Source organism: Dyadobacter sp. CY326, from assembly GCF_021390515.1.
In the GTDB taxonomy this organism is placed as follows: Bacteria; Bacteroidota; Bacteroidia; order Cytophagales; family Spirosomataceae; genus Dyadobacter.
Genome location: NZ_JAJUXI010000003.1, coordinates 26,254 through 42,856 on the forward strand (window position 1 = coordinate 26,254; position 16,603 = coordinate 42,856).

A 16,603-nucleotide genomic window follows, 5' to 3' on the forward strand; every position below is an offset into this window, starting at 1 on the left:
TTATTGATCACAGAAGCACGGAACGTGAAGCTTTGAGTAACTTTCGCATGGCTCTAACCTTTACTTTGTAAAATCCCAAAAGGCAACCATCATCCTAAACCCAGCAAACAAATGAGTGTGCACACCAACAGGAGAGATTTTGTAAAAATGGTCGGGCTCGGCGCACTGGGCTTTACAATTTTACCATCATTGTATGGCAAAGTTGCGGCCAGCGACCGGCTGCGGGTGGCGCACATTGGCCTAGGCGGCATGGGCAATAACCATATGAAATGGTTTGCCGACTTGCCCGAAGTGGAGATTGTGGCACTTTGCGATGTGGACGAACTGCATCTCGGCGAAACGCGTAAGAAGCTCGAAACGATGAAGCCCGGCACCAAAGTTGATACATATGCGGATTTCCGTCAGATCCTGGATCGTAAAGATATCGACGCCATTACGGTTGCCACGCCGGATCATTGGCATGCACAAATTGCCACGCTCGCGTTTCAGGCGGGTAAGGATGTCTATGGTGAAAAACCGCTTTCCTATTCTGTTAAGGAAGGTCAGATGATGTTGAAGCACATGAATAAGCACGACCGGATTTTCCAGATGGGCAACCAGATTCATGCAGGCGACAACTTTCACAGGGTTGTTGAAATTATCAAATCTGGCGCCATCGGCAATGTGCACACCGTGCGCTTGTGGAAGCAATCCAACACCAAGGAACTCGGTTCGCCGACTGTCCAGGCCGTCCCTAAAACTTTGAACTGGGATATGTGGCTCGGGCCTGCGCCTTTTACCGAATACATTCCTGAAAAATGCCATTTCACTTATCGCTATTTTCTTGATTATTCTGGCGGAGAATTTGCCGATTTCTGGTGTCACATTGCGGATGTCGTTTACTCGTCTATCCAACCGAAAGGTTTGAAAAAAATCAATGCGCGTGGACAGGCTTATGCTGGCATTGCTGACGCACCCAAAACGCTGGATGTGGATTATGAATTTGATGGATTGAAAATCTTCTGGACAGCCGTTCCGCCGAATGTTCCGGGAGCCGCTGACCGCGGGATAGGAGCGTTTTTCGAGGGTGATAAGGGCACGTTGATCTGTGATTACAACACCCGCGAGATCACGATCAACGGTGAGAAAATGCAGGACATTGCCACCGTTCCCATCACTAATCCACGGTCGCCGGGACATCAGCAAAACTTTGTGGATGCGGTTAAAAACAGAACGCAACCTGAATCAAATCTTGCTTATGCGCGTGAATTGACGCTTCCAATGCATTTGGGATTGATTTCTTATCGCCTGAAGCGAGAGCTCAACTGGAATGCTGCTAAGGAAAAATTTGTAGGCGACAAAGAAGCAAACCGACTGCTGTCCAGGAAGCCGCGGAAGCAGTGGGATTTGGTTTGAGGTTTAAACAGAGCACACAGCGGCCTGACTGACCAATGTTTCTTAGAAGATGATTTAAGCCATTTCTTGGAAGTTTGCTGGCACGATTTTGTAACCGAGGCGGTGACTTCTAAATCTTTGAACATGGAAAGGCTAACAACCATTAACAGTTTTGTTTGCAGTCCGAAAAGTCAGAGCACTTGGAATGATCAGATTGCCAAAATGCAAGATCTGACTGCAACGTATAATTTTTCGGAACATCCTGTCAAGCTGCATGTGTTTGGTGACGAACGCTCCGGAATCCGGTTTCGCGTTGATTGCGATGATCCGGACACGCGGGCTCGGCTGGAAAGTGTGCTGAAACAATATAATCAGCAGTTGAGGGATTCTAAGTGACGAAAAAGCGCCTGGGCATTTGAGCCGCAGGCGCTTTTTTTTAGATCGATTTGAAAGGCTTTTTTGTTCTTTAAAATCTGAAAATGGCTGCTATGGGCGATTGTACAGGCATTTTGTCCCTGTCCAGCAAAAAAACATTTCCGCGATTGGTTAGTGTTTTTATCACAGCCATGTCGAGTAAGTCCTCATCATCCCAATTTTCTCCGTTCGTTAAGATCAGCTCGCTTGTCATTTCTTCGAACGATCCCCAGATATGTGCGCCTTTTTCTACAAAAAGATGGGATATGCGACCGTAATATGCCGCCTCAATCACGTCAGCCGCAGTTGAAGATGTAAGTTCTGTGTTTGTTTGATCGGCATATTTTGTAACCGCATCTTTCGAATGTTCCAGAACGGGAGTCACCGGGGTCATGTTAAAACGCCTCTGGCAAGTCATTTCGGGCTCCGGCGAAATGTTCATTTTAATGCATTTGAAATAATCTTCTGTCAAAAATATGGCCAGACCTTTGCTTGTGCTTGCCCAAAATTTGTCATCTTTTAACAAATCATATGCCGGCATGAGCATATTTGAAATCGCACTTGCGTCGTATCCACTTGCTTCGAGTCGTTCGGAAAGATTCTTCAATGTGTTTTTGAAGAGCATCAAATCCTGCCTCTCGTTCCACTGGCACGCATATTTATGTGTAGGTAAATAGATGGTTACACAGCAATTGGCCCTGTAATTGGCAAGCTCCATGAACAACTCGTAACTCAACACACCAGTCTGTTCGTCCATGCCGGTCAATGTCTCGTTTGCCGCATGCTGTATCTTGTCGGATGGGGAAGGTTCACGCACAACTGGGTGTAACGCTTCCAATTCATTATTGCCCATATTGCGTCTTATTTAAGTAGCTCATGATGTCAGAAATTCGATATCAAGCATGGACCGCTTATATCGCTTGTGGGCGGCATTTAAAAAAACATACCAGTAACGGCGGCTTTTAGAAGTCACAAAAAAAGCGCCCGTAACGGCGCTTGCTCTCCCAATAATTGTAATTTGTATTACTGACTCGCTATTTCAGATTTTTGATGACGAGAGCCGTAGCAATTCCTCCTATCAAATACCAGGCGATTGTCATCAGCTTCGTTTCGCTCGTCTTGGTGACAGGCTGATCATTCAGTCCGAGTGGTTTAGAAAGTCCTACTGCACCCAGTCCAGCCATTAAACCGTAACCGGCGCCTCTTAAAAGGATCGTGTCCCTGTCTCCCTTTCCGATCATTGCGTAATATGCGGCATTGCTTGAAAGGTCGGCCGCTAGTGTAGATAAATAAAGTTTTTGGCCGGTTGGTGGCGTGATGCCGATTGCAGATGCTGTTTTGCTCAATGCTTCTTCGCCCACAAGATCCACTCTTGGGGCCTTGTTAGACAGGCGTTTGGCTGTTTCGTGCACCAGATTAAGAATCACGGCTCCGGCGACACCGCCTATTATGTTTTTGATTTCAGGTTTCATTTGGCTCTTTGTTTTTTGGCTTTTTATGATAAAAAATTAGGCCAATGTTGTATTAAGAGGCTTTTTCTAGCCACGAATGCACTAATGTTCACGAATTACTTGTTTGATGATCGATTCATATTGAATTGCCTGGTCGTTGTTTGATAGCCAATCTCTTACAATGTATTTGAAAAACAACATGGGCGGCTCGTGCTGATCAATTGCCTTTTGAAAGTAATCTAGAGCCTTGTCAACTTCGCCCACACAGGCATACACAATGCCCATATCGTAGTTTGCAACGACCTGTGTTTTGTTTAATGCATTCATTTGCGTGATGATGTCATAGGCACTTTCTGTTTCGCCGGACAGACCGAACAGTGCGCCGCAGGCACTTAAAGTGATGCCATTGTAATTGATTTCGAGAGCGGTTTCCAATGCATCCTGTGCAGCCGGAAAGTCCTGCAACGTGATCAGGTTCAAGCCGATGATCATGTGCCCGCCCCAAAATAAGGGTTCCAGTTCAACCAGTTTTCTGCCTTGCTCGACCGCTTTTTCAAAGTTCGCCGATATCCAATATACGTAGGCAGCATAAAAGTTGTTGATCAGCGAAAATGGTTCGAGCGACAATGCGAGCGAAATTTCATCTTCCGCTTCGGCAGGATTGTCCGTAAGTGCCAGATAAAGGGCATATTGACCGTGCAAGTCCGCCGTATTCCAGTTCAGCTCCAATGCTTTTTTGAATGCAGCCGACGCACCCGCAAAGTCCCACTCATTAAGCATTTGCATGCGGGCCAGCGCAAGATAACTTTCCGCAATTTCGCTGTCGAGGGCGAGGGCTTGCGTGGTGGCGTGCTTAATAAGCGGCAAAGCTTTCGCAGCAGGCATATGCCTATAGAACCACATGTTCAGATAGGAAGAAGCAATGCCTGCGTAGGCGATTGCATAGGTGGGATCGAGCGTGATAGCAGATTCGAAATAGCCGATCGCTTTATTGTATTCTTCCGTTCCGGCGAATTTGTTATGATAAAACCGGCCGCGCAAATAGAGCTGATAAGCCTCTTTATTATTGGTATATCGCTTGAAAGTCGTCGCAGGCTCTTCACCCAGCAGCTCAACTTTTACAGCGCCAAGAATCGCCAGTGCGATCTCGTCCTGAATGTCAAAAATGTCGTCGAGATTGCGGTCATATTGATCGGCCCAAATCTGCGAGCCGTCCGATGTATTCATTAGTTGTGTGTTGATAAACAGCTTATTACCAGCGCTTCGCAAGCTGCCTTGCAGAATGTGATCCACATGCAGCTGCTCACCGATCATGCGCAAATCCTGATCTTTCCCTTTGAAAATAAAAGATGAAGTGCGCCCAGCCACCAGCAGACTTGGCACGCGGCTCAGCACATTGATGATCTCCTCGGTGACACCTTCACTGAAATATTCCTCTTCGGGATCGTTGCTCAGGTTTACAAATGGCAAGACGGCAATGGATGGCTTCATGGGCAAATGGATCGAAAATGCATGGTTTCGTTGCCGCCAAGATAGACATTTTCTCAGAAACGCTGAACCATTTATTTACTCCGGATCAAGCGTCACACCCACGGCATTGAAGGCAGCAAAGCAGCCTAGTCCGCCTTCAACATTGGTGTAAATAAGGGTCGGCTCTACAAAAGGGTTGTCACTGTTGTTGTTGGAAAGCGAGCGGAAAAACTTATAATAATGCTCGTCAATGCTTAACACTTCCAAACGGACCTCATCGATTTTTGCGTCGTTGTAAAATGACTTGATGGCACCGCTTTTATCCTGATAAGTTATGGTCTGTTTTAGCGGAATAAAAAAGAGCGTTTCCGGACTTTTGAATGTAATTCCGTCGAGGTTAACGTCATTGTAAATGTTTCTTCCGTAAAAAACTTCCTGTTTGTTTCTATAAAGAAAAGGCGCATAGTCACCTGTTTTCGAATCATAATTGAGGTTGACAAGCGTTGTGGTGACCGATCCGCGAACGGCGTAATAATTGGTCACACCCTTTACATCCTGCCATGAAATCTGGACTTTTCCCATCGTATCGACGGCGTGGAGCGTCGTTTTCTCAAAAGTAGCATTGGTAATCTTTGGCAACTGATCGGGCACCGTGCATTGCGCTTTCACGGAACGTTTTCCGTCGTTAACAGCCAACGTGTATGTTTTCCCGGCAACGATTTTCAATGTGTTCGTATCGGCCATATATTGTTGCAAAGAATCGTCATAAATTAACTGCACAGTTGTAATTCCATCGGAAAGAACAACCGAGGCATTCGGGACGACGACCGGATAAAAGCTTGCTGGACCGAGCAATGGCTGTGATTCGGTAATGATGGCCTCTAATCTCGGCGACTGCGGCGAAATGTAACAGGAAACAGCCAGCTTCGACTCAACCTTGACGAGCTTGTCAGGATCGAGATCATTGACCAGGCTTCCGCAGCCGGACAACCATACAATGCACAGCATAAGGGAAAAAAATGTAAGATTTTTCGGCAAAACAATGTTGCTGATCAGGCGCATATCGGCTCAGAATTTGAAGTTATAGCTGAATGAAGGAAGCACCGGGAACAACGAGTAGCGCGTAAGCACATTGGTCTGCTGGTTTCCATTCAACTTGGAATTGATGTTGTAGAAAAAAGGATTTCGGCGGTTATAAGCATTGTAAAGCCCAAATTCCCAGGTTCGTTCATGCCGCTTTTTCTTTTTGTGAAACTGAATCGCGACGTCCATGCGGTGATAGGATTCAGCCCGGAAGCTGTTTTTCTTGCCGTATTCATTCATGATCTGTCCGGTGCCGGCTGGCGTGCCCCAGTTGGAGGGCACAAATCTGTTTTCGTATGTCGCAAATTTTGAAATCGGAATGGTAAGCGCATTGCCGGTGCCGTAAACCCATGTTGCCGACAGCGTGATCCGTTTGCTAAGCTCGTAAATTCCGACGATCGAAAGGTCATGCCGGCGGTCATAGCGCGGGTAAAATGTCTCACCGAAATTAAGCTCCGGAAACTTCCATTTGGTCCAGGACAATGTGTAACCGACCCAGCCAGAAAGCTTCCCGGTTTTTTTCTGCACCATAAATTCCGCACCGTAAGACCATCCTTTGCCCGTTGTCACATTATCTTCCCAATTCAGTTCATTCGCATTTTCACCATTCAAACTGATAAATGAAGAGCCTTCTTTATAGCTGATAATGTTGTTCATTGTCTTGTAATAACCTTCCAAAGTCACCGCCAGCCCCGGCTTGTCAAGATCCTTCGCAAGCCCGAATGCCACCTGGCTCGACTGCTGCGGCGCAATGCGGTCGGTCGTAGGCACCCAGAGATCTGTTGGCAAACCGAGCCCGGTGTTGCTTAAAAGATGAACATATTGGTTCATTTTCGCATATGAAGCTTTTACAGAAAAGTCTTTGGCGAGTTTTAATGCAGCAGAAATGCGTGGTTCCGGGCGAATGTAAACTTTCGTTTTGGTCTCAAACAAACTCAACCTGAAACCTCCGTTGACCTTCAATGCCGTGAATGGTTGCCAGGTGTCTTCCACGTATGCGCCCGCTTCGAGTGTGTTAATTGGCTTGGCTTGTAAATCGATTTCATCGTCAGAAAAGTCTCCTTCCAATGCCAGTGCGGAGGGCACAAAGCGATGCGTTGTTGCCTGCAAGCCGAATTTCATGCTGTGATTTGGATTTGGATAAAAGTCGAAATCTGTTTTCAAACTTAAATCCCGGATGAGGCTGTTGTATTTCAAACTAAACTCATCGACAACAACGCCTTTGTCAAAATCCTTGTCATTGGAAAAAATATTAAAATTAAAATGGCTGTAAATCACCGACGTGTTGACAAAAAGTTTTTGGTTAATGAGGTGGTTCCAGCGCAACGTTCCGGTTGCATTGCCCCAGTTAAGGCCCGAAGTGTTTTGACTGTTCGTGCTCTTTTCCCTGACCTTGAATCGATCCTGACCGAAATATCCGCTGAGATATAGCTTGTTTTTTGCTCCAAAATCATAATTCACCTTCGCATTCAGATCGTAAAAAAAGTAGCCGGGTTTCACTTTGCTGTCATAACCGGATTGTTGCTGCGCAATGAGCGGGGCGGCCAGCACGTCAATGTATGTGCGCCGGGCTGAAATCAGGAACGATGCTTTTTTATTTGCCAATGGCCCTTCCAATGTAAGGCGAGAGGATATGAGGCCAATTCCGCCTTCACCGTGCAGTTTTTCCTTACTGCCTTCTTTCATGTTCATTTCAACGACAGAGGAAAGTCTGCCGCCATATCTGGCGGGAAATCCGCCTTTGGTAAGCTCCACGCTTTTTAATGCATCGCTGTTAAAAACGGAGAAAAAACCGAAAAGATGGCTCGCATTGTAAACCACGGCGTCATCCAGGATTATCAGATTTTGATCAGGACCGCCACCGCGCACATAGAGTCCGGTTTGTCCTTCCGTGCCTTTTTGAACGCCCGGCATGAGTTGCAAAACGCGTATCACATCCTTTTCGCCAAAGAATGCAGGGATTTTTTTGATTTGCGAAATTGGCACTTCAATCTGGCTCATTTGCACAGATTCGCTTACTTTCTCTGTTTGCCGCGTGCCGGAAATAATGACTTCGTCAAGCTGGTTGTCGGTTGCCAGCGAAATGTCTAGCTGTTGATCCGCATTAGCTGCGATGCGCAAATCCTGTTTTGCATAACCCACAAATGAGAATGATATGACAGCGGAATCGGACTTTGGCACTGTGATGGAGTAAAAGCCATATGTATTTGTGGCTGTGCCGGTGGAGTAGTTTTGCAGATAAACATTTACGCCCGGCAGCAATTCCAAACTGCCTTGTTCGCGCACGAAACCGCTGATTGTAACTTGTTGCTGTGCAAAAAGCCGGGACGAAATCAAAAGTAAAAATAGTAACTGGTAGCGCTTTCTATGCATACTTAGCGTCGGGTTAAAACACGTTAACGCTCGGTTACATTTCAATCGTATATAGGATTGCGTTTTTAACTTTTGTTGAGATTTTTTGTAAACGATCTTATAATGGAGGTTGGGCCGGAGGTGAAATTGGCTTGGAATTTCGGTTAAAATTTAAGTTAAAAAGGCGGTTAACGCCGCTAGGATTTAAAACGCGCTTTCCCCGCACAATTTGCCTTATTTATGCTTCCGAACTTCTTCCAGCAACACATTCATTGCATTTTGAACCGCTTGTGCATAGGAAGTCAGCTGCTTACCGTTGTATTTTTCGAGCTCCGGAAGCAACAGTGGCAAGTAAATGAAGGATCGACCGATGTTTCTCATCATTAAAACCCATATCCAATTGCGTGGAATCATCGAACCTGGCCGGAGCAAATGCGCCGAAAACATGGAAAGCATGCCTTTTTTGATCCAGCTTAAACCGCGCGCCGAAGCCCATTCCAGGCGGAATTGTAAGACTTGCGACGAGATTATAACTTTCGAAATGGCCTTGGTAAAAAGCCTCCATTGCAGGAACGAACAAGCTGTCGGGAAGACCGTTTTTGACCTGGGAGAGCGCATTGGCATATTTGCTTCTATTTTTTGTCAGATAGGAGTCAAAGTCAACTTCCCGCTAACGTCTTTTGGGGCGTCCGAATTCGTGTTTTCGGACGCATTAAGGCTTAATTAGGAATTGAGTTGCCTCAATGGGAAGTTTCACTTTTGAACCAGCAGATATTGAGACGGCGACTTGCCTGTGTGTTGCCGGAAAACCTGGTTGAATGTCGATTTTGAATTGAAACCCGATTCCAATGCAAGCGCCAGAACGGTTTTGTGTTGCTCTTTCGGATCACCAAGTTTGCGAATCACAGCTTCAACGCGGAAGCTGTTAATGAAGCCATTTACGTTGGAGGCGCAATGTGTGTTGATGAGATAGGATATGGCTTTCCATGTTTGCTTAGCTGATAGAAAAGTGCATTCGAATGATTGCCCGTAGACTTGCAATCAGATTCTAAAATAGCCGTTTTTTTCAAAGATTTCGAATGCATGATCATTAATCCATTCACTTAATTCCCGGCGCGGGTTTCTTCTTCACTTTGCTTTGCTTTTTTTGGGTTGATGGTTGCTTTGCCGAAGTTGTATGTGCGTGTTAACGAGGTCATCTTCTTCGTCTCGCTGCGACTTGTTAAAGGAGATCAGCTTATTATTCAAACACTTACATTTTAATGAGCTCCTTCGCGGCGTCTTTGAACCATGTATCTTTCACAGCGCCGACGCCGTTGAAACGATATTGCAGGCCGACAATGCCGGTCGGGGCATTTGGGAAGGTGAAGTCCAATGCTTTTTTGTTGTTCACAAAAATTTGCATCTTTTTATCCTTGCATGTGACCCGCAGCGTGGTCCATTTGCTCAGATCGGCGCCGAAGCCCGACAGATCTGCGAACTTGCTATCAAACATTTTTCCGGCTGCATACATTTTTACGTCACCAATGCAAGCCGGATTTGTGAGGGGCAGGAAAATGATGTCGTCTTTGCATTGAATGAGCACTTCCACGGAATGGCAAGTGTTGTTCCCATCCTTAAAGTCATTCCTTAATGTTGTTTCAAACTCAAAGTTGTCGTTCGTCAACGTGCCCATATCGCGCTGATTGAACAGCCTTACCCTCGGCGCAACTGGTTTGAGGTCGAAATTATTGGCGTTCAGCAAATCCGCATTGATCTCAATCCGGTCGGGTCTCGTTATGTCTTTTTTGTCAAAATAAAATGGCTTGTTCTCCATTTCAACGAGCCCAAGCCAGCCATCCGTAGCGATTTGGACAACGTGTCTTTTGACGACCTGCCCGTCTACGATCAGCCGCGCATTGAAATATCCGGGATAATAGTAAATCGCTGAATGCTTGGTTTGCATCTTGGGAACCAGCGTTTTACGCGTAATGTCCCAGGTTTGCACAATGTAAACCGAATCCGTTTTCGCCCTTGCGGCATCATAAGTAAACACGACCGAATTGGGCACGCCTAGGGTAAGCACTTTGTCTGCTTTAAAGGCGAAATGCGCAGGATCAACTGTCCCTGAACCGAGGACATTTTGATAAATAAAATAACCGGCACTAATGAGCACGAACACCGCCGCAACCGTCCAGGAAAGCGTTTTTGGGTTTTGCTTCACAACCGGTTCAGGTGCGTGAGGCGCGTGAATGGGAGCAGTGATCTTTGTAACTGGCGGGACGTCATGCTGCTTTATAAAATGTCGCCAATCGTTGTAGCCGGCGAACTGAGCAATGGTGTTAAGCGTCGCCGTGTTGGGTGCGTGGTCGTATTTAATGCGTCCCCAAACGCGTTTCAGCGTCGTCACGCTCAGCCGCACTTTTGTTTGTTCAAAAATCGCTTCGCTCAATTTTTCAAAATCGTAATTGGACCATTCCGCGCTGCTGCCCCAAGAAAGCGCTGCTTCTATTTCTTGAAGACAAGCTTTAACAAGATCAGTTTCAATTGTATTTGACATGGCTAAACTCTTTGCAGAACAAAAGTGATGTTGTGTGACAAATCTATTGATTCACGACAGATTTTGTCTCCGAAATTTCCGACAACTTATGGCCTGATCGGCCCCGCAATGCTCTCATTTGCACCGCAAGCTGGCACGCCCAATAATTATACAACGCATCGATCTAATTGTGTAAATTTTGCTGCTTGTCACAGGGTTAACTTTGTATAAAATTACAGAGTCATGGAAGCGACCGTTTCAGCGAAAGCAAAAGATTTAAAAACGAAAAATATAAAGCAAACTTTCCCGGTTTTGGGAATGTCGTGTGCGGCTTGCGCGGTGAGCGTCGAGAGCATGCTGAAATCCTTGAAGGGCGTTCACGACGCGGGTGTAAATTACGCAAATCAGACCGCATGGGCAGATTACGACAGTTCCCTCTCGCCAGTTGATCTTCAAAACGCAATCCGTTCCGTTGGTTACGACCTGGTCGTAGACGCCGAAGATCCGCAGCAAGTGCAGGCCGAAGCGCAGCAAAATCATTATCAGGAACTGAAAAAAAGGACAATCTGGGCTTCCATTTTGTCAGCGCCGATTGTGATCATCGGGATGTTTTTTATGGAAGGTTCGGCGCGTGCGCTGCCTTATGGCAATTGGATCATGATGGTGCTTGCTGCACCAGTTGTTTTTGTTTTGGGCAAAAGTTTTTTCATTAATGCATACAAGCAAGCGCGGCACCGCAGAGCCAATATGGACACGCTTGTAGCATTAAGCACGGGCATTGCTTTCTTTTTCAGTGCTTTCAACACTGTTAATCCAGCTTTTTGGCACGAAAGGGGCCTGCATGCGCATGTTTATTTTGAAGCCGCCGCAGTCGTCATTGCATTCATTTCTTTGGGCAAACTGATGGAGGAAAAGGCGAAATCAAACACGTCGTCGGCGATAAAGAAGCTGATGGGATTGCAGCCAAAAACGGTGTCTGTGATGAGAAGTGGCACTGAAACCGCAATTCCCGTTTCGGAAGTTTTGGTAGGAGACATCATTATCGTAAAACCTGGCGACAAGATCCCGGTTGATGGCATTGCGACGGAGGGGAACTCGTTTGTAGACGAAAGCATGATCAGCGGCGAGCCGGTTCCAGTTGAGAAATCGAAAGGCGAAAAGGTTTTCGCAGGAACGATCAATCAAAAAGGCAGCTTTCTTTTCGAAGCTCAGAAAGTCGGTGGCGACACGATTTTGGCACAGATCATTAAAATGGTGCAGCAGGCGCAGGGAAGTAAGGCTCCGGTTCAAAAGCTGGTTGATAAAATCGCCGGCATTTTTGTCCCGGTTGTGCTTGCGATCGCAGTTATAACATTTGCTGTCTGGATGATCTTTGGCGGTGAAAATGCCTTTACGCATGCATTGCTCACATCCGTAACCGTGCTAGTTATTGCGTGTCCGTGCGCATTAGGCCTGGCCACGCCAACTGCGATTATGGTCGGGGTAGGGAAGGGAGCCGAGCATAATGTTTTGATCAAAGATGCTGAAAGTCTGGAACTTGCGCATAAGATTGATGCGATTATTTTAGATAAGACAGGCACCATTACACAAGGAAAACCGGCTGTGACGAGCATTCAATGGGCTTCCGAACTTTCCGATCAAAGGCATTTAGAGGAAATTTTATTTGCTATGGAATCACTTTCCGAGCACCCGTTGGCAGCAGCTGTTGTTAATCATTTGAAACAGGGAAACGCAGAAGCGGCTGTTCTGCAAGCATTTGAAAGCATTACAGGCCAAGGCGTCAAGGCCGTGAGCAATGGCGTAACATATTTTGTCGGCAATAAAAAGCTGATATCCTCAAACCACGCGACTGCTGAAAATGACGTGCTTACAATTGTTGAAAGTTGGCAAAATGAAGCGCAAACGGTCATTTATTTTGCTGACAGCCAGCATGTGCTCGCAGTGATTGCCATCGCTGATCAAGTGAAAGCGACGTCGCGGCAGGCCATTGAAACTTTGCAAAACATGGGCATTGACGTCTATATGCTGACAGGAGACAATGCGCAAACTGCCGCCGGTGTGGCGCGTCAGGTTGGTTTGCAGCATTACAAAGCAGAGGTTATGCCATCGGAAAAAGCTGATTTTGTCAAAGCATTGCAGCGCGAAGGAAAAGTTGTGGCAATGGTTGGTGACGGGATCAACGACAGCCATGCATTGGCGCAAGCGGACGTGAGCATTGCCATGGGAAAAGGCTCGGATATCGCCATGGACGTCGCCAAAATGACACTAATCACATCCGATTTGAACACGATTCCAAAAGCGCTCAAACTCTCAGCAAAAACAGTGAAAACCATCAGACAGAACCTGTTTTGGGCATTTATTTACAACCTGATCGGGATTCCGCTAGCTGCCGGCGCGTTGTATGGATTGAACGGATTTTTGCTGGACCCGATGCTGGCAGGTGCGGCAATGGCATTGAGTTCTGTGTCCGTTGTCAGCAACAGTTTGCGTTTGAAGGCGATGAGGTTGTAATTTCAAAATCTTTGTTTAATATGCCGTCCGGCATTTGCGGCCAAAGTATTGAAATTCACAACCTATGACCATCCCGATAAAAAACAAACTGCTGGAAGACGAGCTTTTCAGGATTAAACGAATGAAGGAGGTGATTAAAACGACCGATCCGCACGGTCACAAAGATTACCTCGAAATTATTTATCTGCATGAAGGAGCTGGCACACATCACATTGACCATCAAGCATTTGAAGTAAATCCATTCGCTTTGTATATGATCTTGCCCGGGCAGATCCACAGCTGGGATTTGACCGCCATTCCGAAAGGCTTTGTGATCATGCTGCAAAAAGATTTCCTGCTTAACCAGCCGTTTTATGACTATTTATTCCAGGCTTTTCCGGTCACATTCAAGAGCGGTTATGCATTGGAACATGTGAATGAAACGATCACGGACATTTTTACAAACATTGAAAACGAGTTCAACCGAAAGGAAGAAAATTACCACGCCGTTATCCAGACTTATCTCCAATTGCTTTTCAACCTGATCAAGCGAGAAACGAAAACCGAGGAGATCAACCCGCTTCCGGAGCAGTTAAAGCAGTTTTTCAGTGCATTGGAAGCGAACTTTAAGACGGATCATGAAATTGGTTTCTACGCCAATCAGCTGCACATTACTTCTAAAACGCTCAATAACATTTGTAAAAAAACACTGGGCAGGTCGGCTGGCGAGATAATCACTGAAAAGCTAAATATCGAAGCCAAAAAGTTGTTGCTCTATTCTGACCAAACACTTTCCGAGATCGCATACGGGCTGGGATTCAGCGACCCGTCTCATTTCAACAAGTTTTTCAAAAGACAAATCGGCGTCATGCCTGCGATTTACCGCAAAGGAATTTCCTGAATATACCAGTTATTTTACCTATTCTACTAAGTCTATTTAATCACAAGAGATATATTTGTCTGCCCATTCATTACGGGCAGGCGAAACATACTCACCATGAAATTTTTTATTGCAATCCTGACTTTCTGGATTGCCGGCGTTTCCGCGAATGCGCAAAATAACCTTCCCATTTCCGGTCAGGTTAGGGATAAGGAGTCTAAAAAACCGCTGGCATTCGCGTCAGTGGCATTATACAAGAGCCTGGATTCGACATTGGTCAACGGTCTCATTACCAGCGAGAATGGCGGATATCAATTCCTAAATGTTGCTCCGGGCCAGTATTATATTGAAGCTCAATACATTGGTTATTACAAGTTTCGACTTACGCTTCCGGCATTGGAGAGTGCGCCCATTAAGCAAGCCATCGAGCTCAGTGCCGACGCCAGAACATTGAGCGAACTGAATGTGGTGGGAGATAAGGCGGGTGTTGAAAACAAGATTGACCGGCAGGTTTACCGTGCGGATAAATTCCTGGGAAGCAAAGGAGGCACTGCCATCGATGTCCTGCGAAATACGCCTTCTGTGACCGTCAACAGCGAGGGGGACATTACATTAAGAGGGTCGGCCGGGTTTTTGGTTTTGATTAATGGCAAGCCGGTGCAATCAGATCCATCCTTGGTGCTGAGCCAGATAGCTGCGAATTTGATTGAAAATGTGGAGGTGATCACTTCGCCTTCTGCACGGTTTGATCCGGATGGCAAGGCTGGGATCATTAATATTACAACCAAAGTGCCACAAGCTGGCGAGCGGTCTTTTTCGGCAAATGTTCAGGGCGGATTGCCGTCGGTTTACACTTACGATAATCTCAAAAGTCCGCTTCGGTTTGGCGCTGATGCTGCCTACAACATCCGGACGTCCAAATGGGACTTCCAGCTGAGCGGGAGTTATCTGCGAAATGACATTGCAGGCAGGCGGGTAGGCAATGTGAACACCACGATTGGCAATATTTTCACGTCCTTTCCTTCTGATGGCGAGCGCAGTTTCATTCGTTACAATTACACAGGACGCACGTCGCTCACTTACACGCCAAATGCGAACAATGCATTTTCCGCCGGCGTGTACAAAGGTTACCGGTCACAGGCGCGGCGAGCTGACATTATTTATCACAACACAAAGACGAATCTGACAACGCAGCAGGAAGTCGGGCGCATCACATATTTCAATTCAAACATTGCTAAAAAGACGGCCGACATTACGCTCGGAAATCTTGACTATACACACACTTTTGCAAACAAATCGGCTTTAAGTGTGTCTGGTTTGTATGAACAGGCGGATCTGGAAGGCTTGACAACGAACATTAACCGCGCCGAGCCAAATCGCGAAACAGTGCTTCAAAGCACGCGAAATCCGAGTGAAAACCCTTTGAAAGCGTATCGCTTGCGGGCAGATTACACGATTATTTTGCCCAAAGGAAAAATCGAAATGGGCTATCAATTTCGTAACCAGGAGCAAAAAGGAAAATTTCAATATCTGGATCTGAATTTCGAAAACGGCTCATTTGAGATCGTCCCCGAGTTCAGCAGCAACACCAAAGTTTTACAAAAAATCCACTCTGTTTACGCACAATATGGCGCGAAAGCTGACAAGCTCGAATACATTGCGGGCTTGCGTTATGAATATTCAACCCGCGCATTTTCAGCTGGAAATGATCCGCTCCGCAATCTGAATTTGTCCAATCTTTTTCCAACATTAAACCTGCAATATCAGGCTAGCAAAACTTTCAAAGCGAAGGCCGGTTACAGCAAGCGCGTGCAGCGGGCAACCAATGCAGAGCTCAACCCATTCCCCGAACGTGAGCATTCTGAGACATTGGAATCGGGTGATCCCAACATTCTGCCGGAGTTTATCGACCTTTCGGAAATTGGTGTCGTGAAGGATTTCGGAAAAGGAAATGCTTTTTTGACGGCTTACAATCAGCGGATCAAAAACGTCGTTAACAGAGTCAACAGCGTCTATAACGACACAATTTTAAACCGGATTTATACCAATGCAGGCGTGGCCACATCCTGGGGAATAGAGGCGGGAACGACATTGGAACTGACCAAATGGTGGCAATTTTATGCCGGAGGCAATGTATATGATTACAAAATCAAAGGCTCCCTTTTCGAAAACAATGTCGCTGTAAATAGTGCGGGAATCGTGTATTCCATCAATGCGAACACTGGTTTAAAGTTGTCTCCAACCATGAGTTTGCAGCTTTCGGTCAACTATTTGTCGAAAAGAGTCACCGCGCAAGGAGAAGATTCGCGATTCTTGAACCCGGGACTTTCCGTCAAAAAGACATTTTTGAAAGGTAAACTGGCGGCTTTGTTACAATGGCAAAACATGGATCTCGGCCTGCTAGGCTCAAACGAGCAGCGTATCACGACATTTGCGAAAAACTTTTTCACCACCACCAACTACATTCAGGAAACAGACATTTTTCTGCTCAATGTCAGCTATAACCTCAACTTACTGACCAAAAAATCAAAACTTCCGGTCAGCGAGTTCGGGGATAAAGAATTTTAGCAG

At 46.2% G+C, this 16,603-nt stretch carries 13 protein-coding genes; 5 read left to right on the forward strand and 8 right to left on the reverse strand.

Features of this window, described 5'->3' with window-relative positions; translation table 11 throughout:
- Window positions 1-111: 111 nt before the first annotated feature.
- Together LZG73_RS04585 and LZG73_RS04590 are read left to right on the forward strand one after the other, a co-directional pair.
- The gene (locus LZG73_RS04585) at window positions 112-1,395 is read left to right on the forward strand and encodes a Gfo/Idh/MocA family protein (protein WP_233846510.1); all 1,284 of its coding nucleotides are present in this window, start codon (window positions 112-114) and stop codon (window positions 1,393-1,395) included.
- A gap of 123 nt (window positions 1,396-1,518) precedes the next feature.
- Window positions 1,519-1,770 (forward strand): hypothetical protein, encoded by a 252-nt coding sequence (locus LZG73_RS04590; RefSeq protein WP_233846512.1) that lies wholly within the window; start codon window positions 1,519-1,521, stop codon window positions 1,768-1,770.
- 70 nt (window positions 1,771-1,840) lie between these two features.
- Here LZG73_RS04590 and LZG73_RS04595 read toward each other — a convergent pair whose 3' ends face one another.
- The 8 genes from LZG73_RS04595 to LZG73_RS04630 all read right to left on the reverse strand — a co-directional run bounded on the left by LZG73_RS04595 (window position 1,841) and on the right by LZG73_RS04630 (window position 10,683).
- Window positions 1,841-2,641, reverse strand: a complete 801-nt coding sequence (locus LZG73_RS04595) for a hypothetical protein (protein WP_233846514.1) — start codon at window positions 2,639-2,641, stop codon at window positions 1,841-1,843.
- Between the two features lie 181 nt (window positions 2,642-2,822).
- On the reverse strand, window positions 2,823-3,260 hold the full coding sequence (locus tag LZG73_RS04600) for a hypothetical protein (RefSeq protein WP_233846516.1): 438 nt from the start codon (window positions 3,258-3,260) through the stop codon (window positions 2,823-2,825).
- Window positions 3,261-3,341: 81 nt separating this feature from the next.
- Complete coding sequence (locus LZG73_RS04605; protein WP_233846518.1) at window positions 3,342-4,730, reverse strand: AraC family transcriptional regulator; 1,389 nt, start codon at window positions 4,728-4,730, stop codon at window positions 3,342-3,344.
- A gap of 75 nt (window positions 4,731-4,805) precedes the next feature.
- Window positions 4,806-5,771, reverse strand: coding sequence for a DUF4249 domain-containing protein (locus LZG73_RS04610; protein ID WP_233846520.1), 966 nt, complete (start codon window positions 5,769-5,771; stop codon window positions 4,806-4,808).
- A 6-nt stretch (window positions 5,772-5,777) separates the two neighbouring features.
- Entirely contained in the window at window positions 5,778-8,165 is a 2,388-nt protein-coding gene (locus LZG73_RS04615) for a TonB-dependent receptor (protein ID WP_233846521.1), read from the reverse strand.
- Between the two features lie 213 nt (window positions 8,166-8,378).
- Window positions 8,379-8,768, reverse strand: coding sequence for a hypothetical protein (locus LZG73_RS04620; protein WP_233846522.1), 390 nt, complete (start codon window positions 8,766-8,768; stop codon window positions 8,379-8,381).
- 129 nt (window positions 8,769-8,897) lie between these two features.
- Window positions 8,898-9,185: an AraC family transcriptional regulator gene (locus tag LZG73_RS04625; RefSeq protein ID WP_233846523.1), complete on the reverse strand. Its 288-nt coding sequence runs from the start codon at window positions 9,183-9,185 to the stop codon at window positions 8,898-8,900.
- Between the two features lie 211 nt (window positions 9,186-9,396).
- Window positions 9,397-10,683, reverse strand: coding sequence for a DUF1080 domain-containing protein (locus LZG73_RS04630; protein ID WP_233846524.1), 1,287 nt, complete (start codon window positions 10,681-10,683; stop codon window positions 9,397-9,399).
- A 222-nt stretch (window positions 10,684-10,905) separates the two neighbouring features.
- Here LZG73_RS04630 and LZG73_RS04635 point away from each other — a divergent pair, with 222 nt between their 5' ends.
- The 3 genes from LZG73_RS04635 (at window position 10,906) to LZG73_RS04645 (ending at window position 16,600) form a co-directional block, all read left to right on the forward strand.
- Window positions 10,906-13,173: a heavy metal translocating P-type ATPase gene (locus tag LZG73_RS04635; RefSeq protein WP_233846525.1), complete on the forward strand. Its 2,268-nt coding sequence runs from the start codon at window positions 10,906-10,908 to the stop codon at window positions 13,171-13,173.
- A gap of 64 nt (window positions 13,174-13,237) precedes the next feature.
- Window positions 13,238-14,053: an AraC family transcriptional regulator gene (locus tag LZG73_RS04640; protein WP_233846526.1), complete on the forward strand. Its 816-nt coding sequence runs from the start codon at window positions 13,238-13,240 to the stop codon at window positions 14,051-14,053.
- Between the two features lie 96 nt (window positions 14,054-14,149).
- Window positions 14,150-16,600 carry a TonB-dependent receptor domain-containing protein gene (locus LZG73_RS04645; protein ID WP_233846527.1) on the forward strand — a complete coding sequence of 817 codons (2,451 nt, stop codon included), beginning with the start codon at window positions 14,150-14,152 and terminating at the stop codon, window positions 16,598-16,600.
- Window positions 16,601-16,603: the final 3 nt, after the last annotated feature.

Excerpts from the sequence above, each read along its gene's own strand:
- LZG73_RS04585 (WP_233846510.1), top strand. The coding sequence starts at position 112 with ATGAGTGTGCACACCAACAGGAGAGATTTTGTAAAAATGGTCGGGCTC.
- LZG73_RS04590 (WP_233846512.1), top strand. The coding sequence starts at position 1,519 with ATGGAAAGGCTAACAACCATTAACAGTTTTGTTTGCAGTCCGAAAAGT.
- LZG73_RS04595 (WP_233846514.1), bottom strand. The coding sequence starts at position 2,641 with ATGGGCAATAATGAATTGGAAGCGTTACACCCAGTTGTGCGTGAACCT.
- LZG73_RS04600 (WP_233846516.1), bottom strand. The coding sequence starts at position 3,260 with ATGAAACCTGAAATCAAAAACATAATAGGCGGTGTCGCCGGAGCCGTG.
- LZG73_RS04605 (WP_233846518.1), bottom strand. The coding sequence starts at position 4,730 with ATGAAGCCATCCATTGCCGTCTTGCCATTTGTAAACCTGAGCAACGAT.
- LZG73_RS04610 (WP_233846520.1), bottom strand. The coding sequence starts at position 5,771 with ATGCGCCTGATCAGCAACATTGTTTTGCCGAAAAATCTTACATTTTTT.
- LZG73_RS04615 (WP_233846521.1), bottom strand. The coding sequence starts at position 8,165 with ATGCATAGAAAGCGCTACCAGTTACTATTTTTACTTTTGATTTCGTCC.
- LZG73_RS04620 (WP_233846522.1), bottom strand. The coding sequence starts at position 8,768 with ATGCCAATGCGCTCTCCCAGGTCAAAAACGGTCTTCCCGACAGCTTGT.
- LZG73_RS04630 (WP_233846524.1), bottom strand. The coding sequence starts at position 10,683 with ATGTCAAATACAATTGAAACTGATCTTGTTAAAGCTTGTCTTCAAGAA.
- LZG73_RS04635 (WP_233846525.1), top strand. The coding sequence starts at position 10,906 with ATGGAAGCGACCGTTTCAGCGAAAGCAAAAGATTTAAAAACGAAAAAT.
- LZG73_RS04640 (WP_233846526.1), top strand. The coding sequence starts at position 13,238 with ATGACCATCCCGATAAAAAACAAACTGCTGGAAGACGAGCTTTTCAGG.
- LZG73_RS04645 (WP_233846527.1), top strand. The coding sequence starts at position 14,150 with ATGAAATTTTTTATTGCAATCCTGACTTTCTGGATTGCCGGCGTTTCC.